At 72.8% G+C, this 4,629-nt stretch carries 5 protein-coding genes and 1 pseudogene; all 6 read right to left on the bottom strand.

Going from position 1 to position 4,629, the window contains the following annotated elements:
• Positions 1-557: response regulator transcription factor (locus tag VGD70_RS36320; protein ID WP_331089614.1), on the bottom strand; the 557-nt coding region annotated here is incomplete at its 3' end.
• Between the two features lie 9 nt (positions 558-566).
• Positions 567-1,772 (bottom strand): sensor histidine kinase, encoded by a 1,206-nt coding sequence (locus tag VGD70_RS36315; RefSeq protein WP_331089611.1) that lies wholly within the window; start codon positions 1,770-1,772, stop codon positions 567-569.
• A gap of 49 nt (positions 1,773-1,821) precedes the next feature.
• Positions 1,822-2,577, bottom strand: a complete 756-nt coding sequence (locus VGD70_RS36310; RefSeq protein WP_331089609.1) for a hypothetical protein — start codon at positions 2,575-2,577, stop codon at positions 1,822-1,824.
• An 89-nt stretch (positions 2,578-2,666) separates the two neighbouring features.
• Positions 2,667-3,332: pseudogene (locus VGD70_RS36305) on the bottom strand (ABC transporter ATP-binding protein); the annotation flags it as partial.
• Between the two features lie 66 nt (positions 3,333-3,398).
• Positions 3,399-4,013: a hypothetical protein gene (locus VGD70_RS36300; RefSeq protein WP_331089605.1), complete on the bottom strand. Its 615-nt coding sequence runs from the start codon at positions 4,011-4,013 to the stop codon at positions 3,399-3,401.
• Between the two features lie 123 nt (positions 4,014-4,136).
• Positions 4,137-4,629, bottom strand: a 493-nt coding sequence (locus VGD70_RS36295) for a LysR substrate-binding domain-containing protein (RefSeq protein ID WP_331089603.1), incomplete at its 5' end; no start/stop codon positions are given.

The raw sequence follows: 4,629 nt of genomic DNA, 5'->3' as shown, positions 1-4,629 counted from the left end.
TTGGCGATGTGCTTTTCCACGGCCCGTTCGGACACGACGAGGGTCCTGGCGATCGCCGCGTTGGTGCGGCCTTCGGCCATCAGCCCGAGCACCTCGCGCTCGCGGGTGGTGAGCGGGTGGACGCCGCGGCGGCTGGTCGCCATCAGGTGGGAGACGACCTCCGGATCGAGCGCGGTCCCGCCGGCGGCCACCCGCCGCAGCGCGTCGACGAACGCGTCGAGGTCGGCGACGCGCTCCTTGAGCAGGTAGCCGACGCCGGCGGGCGAGCCGGCCAGCAGGTCGGCGGCGAAGCGGGTCTCGATGTGCTGGGAGAACAGCAGGAGGCCGACGCCGGGATGGTCGCGGCGCAGGTCGATGGCGGCGCGCAGGCCCTCGTCGGTGTGGGTCGGCGGCATCCGGATGTCGATGACCGCCACATCGGGCCGGTGCTCGGCGACGGCCGCCCGCAACGCGTCGGCGTCGGCGACGCTGGCGACGACCTCGTGCCCGCGGGTGGTGAGCAACTGGGCGAGCCCGTCGCGGAGGATCACCGCATCGTCCGCGATCGCGATGCGCATGGCCGCCTCTCACGCGTGGGTCGGGAGCTCGACGGTGACCACCGTAGGCCCACCCGGCGGGCTGATCACGTCGAGCCGCCCGTCGACGGTGCGGATCCGGTCCACCAGCCCGGACAGGCCGGAGCCCGCGCGGGCCTGCGCGCCGCCGGCGCCGTCGTCGCGGACGCGCAGCACCAGCCGGTCGCCGGACCGGTCGACCGACAGCCACGCGCGGGTCGCGCCACTGTGCTTGGCCACGTTGGCGAGCAGCTCGGCCGCGCAGTAGTAGGTGATCGACTCGATCGCGGCGGTCGGTCGCGGGCCGATGTCCGTGCGCAGGTCGACGGACACGCCGCTGCGCGCGGCCAAGGTGGCGAGCGCGACGTCGAGGCCCTGGTCCAGCACCGGCGGATGAATGCCGCGGACCAGCTCACGCAGCTCGACGACGGCCTCCTTGGCGGTGGTCAGCGCCGTGTCGGTCAGGTCTTGGGGCTGCCCGGCCGGCGCGAGCTCACGCATCATGGTCAGCTGCATGATCAGGGCGGTCAGCCGGACCTGCGCACCGTCGTGCAGGTCCCGCTCGATCCGGCGCAACGTCGCGGCCGCGTCGTCGACCGCGCGCGCCCGGGTCCGTTCGAGATCGCGGACCCGTTCGGACAGCCCGCGCCGCCCGAGCAGCCACCGCATCAGCATCCGGTCCACCAGCACGACGCCGCGCGTGGCCCACGGGGCGATCAGCAACAACGCGATGCCGGTGGGGAAGACCAGCTCGTCCGGGCGGTCGATGGCGTTGAGACCGAAGGCCTGCAGCAGCGGGTAGGTGAGGCCGACCAGTCCCCAGCCCCAGCTGAGCGCGACGACGTAGACCTGCAGGACCGCGACGGGAAGTCGCATCAGCAGATAGCCCAGCGCCCGCCAGCCGGCCGCGTCGCCGAGCAACGCCTGCACCCGCCCGTAGAACCCCGACGCCAGGCGCGGCGCCGGCGGTTCGATCCGTTCGCCGAGAAGCCGGCCGGCCAGCCACCGGTGCAGCCCACCGATCCGCCTGGCACCGGCCAGTCCGAAGGCCAGCAACGGAATCCCGACGGCGGTGACCGCCAAACCGGCGCCGAGGACGAGCGTGATCACGGCGTAGCAGAATCCGGCGGCGGCCAGCGGTGTGCCCGTCAACACGTACAGGTTCTCCTGCCAGGCCCGCCGGCTGACCGGGGCCCGCAGCAGCGTTCCGACGTTCATCGACGCCAGTATCTCCGGGACCCGGCCGGTCACGCGCGCCGTCGGCGGGTCAGGCATCCCGTCGGGTGAGCAGCCACCCGCCGGCACCGAGCGTCACGGCCGCGTACAGGCACAGCATGCCGACGCCGGCCCACGGCGACAGCGCGCCGGCGACCGGTTCCGACACGCCGAGGGAGTTCGCGACGATCGCCAGCGGGACGTATGCCACCGCCGAAGGCGCGAACGCGACGATGAACTGCCCGAGGACGAACACGACGCCGACGAACGCGGCAAGGGCGCCCGCGGAGTGCCGGACGATCGCGCCCAGGCCGAGCCCGAACAGCCCGATCAGGCCGAGGCCGACCCCGGACAGCACCACTGCCCGCAGCACGTCCGGCTCGGTGAGCGAAGGCGCCGGCACCGTGTCCGGCAGGGTGGCCGTGCCGGCGACGAAGGCGACCAGCGCCGCGACCATGCCGACGGCGAGCGCCGCCGCGCCGAACACCGCCGCCTTCGCGGCCACCACCAGCGGCCGGTTCGGGGTCGCGGCCAGCGTCGCCCGGATCATCCCGGAGGAGTATTCGCCGGTCATGGTCAGGACACCGAGCACACCGACGAGCAGCAGAGCGGGCACGACACCCGCGAGCGCGTTGTTCGTCAGGTCACCGGATCCGTCCTTGGTGCTGGCACCGACAGCGATCGCGATGCCGGTGGCGCCGGCGACCGTCGCCGTGAGGGTCCACCAGGTCGAGCGCAGGCTGCGCAGCTTGATCCACTCCGTCCGCGCGGCGTGCCGGAAACGGTAGTGGTCGGCGGTCGTCGTCACGGGGTCCTCCTCAGTGGACTGTTCGAAGGGTCGGTCGCCCGATACTGGGCGCTGCCGGAAGTCAGTGCCAGGAACGACTCCTCGAGCGAGCTGGACCGGGCGGAGAGCTCCGCGACCGACGTGTCGGCGAGCAGCCGCCCGGCGCCGACCACCACGAGCCGGTCCGCGGTGAGCGCCATCTCGCTGATCAGGTGGCTGGACACGAACACCGTGCGCCCCTCGGCGGCCAGCGACCTCAACAGCGTGCGCAGCCAACGGATCCCTTCCGGGTCCAGGCCGTTGACCGGTTCGTCGAACAGCAGCACACCCGGGTCACCGAGCAGTGCGGCGGCGATGCCGAGCCGCTGGGCCATGCCCAGGGAGAACTTCCCGGCTCGCCGGTGGGCGGCATCGCGCAGGCCGACGAGGTCGAGCACCTGCGTCACCCGCGTTCGCGGAATCCCGTTGCTGGCGGCCAGTGCGGACAGGTGGGCGTACGCGGAGCGGCCGGGGTGAAAGGCCTTGGCCTCGAGCAGTGCCCCGACCTCACGCAGCGGCCAGCGCGACGCCCGGTAGGGGCGCCCGCCGATCCGCGCCTGCCCGGCGTCCGGCAGGTCCAGCCCGAGGATCATCCGCATGGTGGTGGACTTGCCGGCGCCGTTCGGGCCGAGAAACCCGGTCACCGCGCCCGGCCGCACGGCGAAGCTGAGCGCGTCCACGGCTGTTGTGGCGCCGTAACGTTTGGTCAGGCCGCGCAGTTCGATGGTGTTACTCATGCGCTCAATGCTCCCGAGGCACCGGCGCGGAATCGATCGTGCCAACACGACGATCCGGGGTTCGGTTTACCCCACCCCGGGCCCGGCGGCCGCGGACAGGTCCACGGCCAGCGGCGTCAACCGGTTGAGCCGCGCCGCGGGCATGTCCGCCACCTCGGCGAAGACCACCTTCTGCGCGTCCCGCATGCGGCCGTCCACCAGCTGGCCGAGCTCGAAGGCGAGCTGGCCGGTCTGCCGGACCGTGGCCTCGTCGACCTGCGGACGGGGCGCCGAGGTGACCACGATCCCCGTTGCCGCACCCTCCGGCGACAAGGAGACGCCGGCCGAGAACTCCTCGCGCGGGTTGGCCGTCTCGGTCACGAAGAAGTGGCGTAGCTTGCCGAGCATCTCGTGCCACGGTACGACATCGCCCTGTAGCCCGGTCTCCGTCAGGTCGTCGACCGTGAGGCCCGGCTTGTTCTCGCCGGGGCGGAAGCACCGGGCGTAGGCGTTGAGCGCGGCGGCCCACAACGCCTCGACCACCACGATGTCCCGCTCGTCACCGCGGGCAAGCTCCTGGAGCAGGCGCTCGCTGCAACCGAGCACGAACTGCAGATCGTCGAGGACCGCGGCCAGTTCGGCCAACGACTGGGCCGCCGGGCTCGTCAACTGGCGCGCCGTCACGGCGGTCTGCTGGACCATTGCGCCAGTCAACCCGACGAACAGCGGCCGCCAGGTCTCACTTTGCGACATGGCGACCACGGACCTGGTCTGCGCCTCTGCCGGTCGCGCGGACAATGCTGTCTGTTTGCCGTCTGTTGGCCGTCAGGACCGGCGGCGGCGTCTCCCGCGGCTGACACCGTGCGGCGCGCCGGAACCTCGCCGCCGGCCTCCGCTGACCGACTTGCCCGCCGCCGCCTTCCGCACCTCGGCATCGGGACGCTCGCTCGCCGGTGCCGGTGGGCGCCCCCGAGTGCTGTTGCGGGTCCGGCCACGGACGATCCCGATGAACTGCTCCATGACATCGGTGGTCTCGTCCTCGAGCCACGACAGCGCGACGCGTGACTCCGGAGCGTCCAGGACCGGCCGGTAGGTGAGGTCCCTGCGGTGGTGCAGCCGGGCCAGCGACTGCGGGACGACGAGTAGCCCCACGCCCGCCGCCACGAGCTCGATGGCGTCCCGGGTCGTGGCGGGGCGCTGGATCGCCTGCCGTCCGGGCGGCCGCTCCCAGTCGAGGGTGTCGTCGAGGGGGTGCAGCACGACGCCATCGGCCAGATCCGCGGCGAGTACCTCGTCGGCCGCGGCCACGACGTGGTCC

The organism is Actinophytocola sp. (genome assembly GCF_036402745.1).
In the GTDB taxonomy this organism is placed as follows: domain Bacteria; phylum Actinomycetota; class Actinomycetes; order Mycobacteriales; family Pseudonocardiaceae; genus Actinophytocola.
This window is presented reverse-complemented; position numbering and strand designations above follow the sequence as displayed.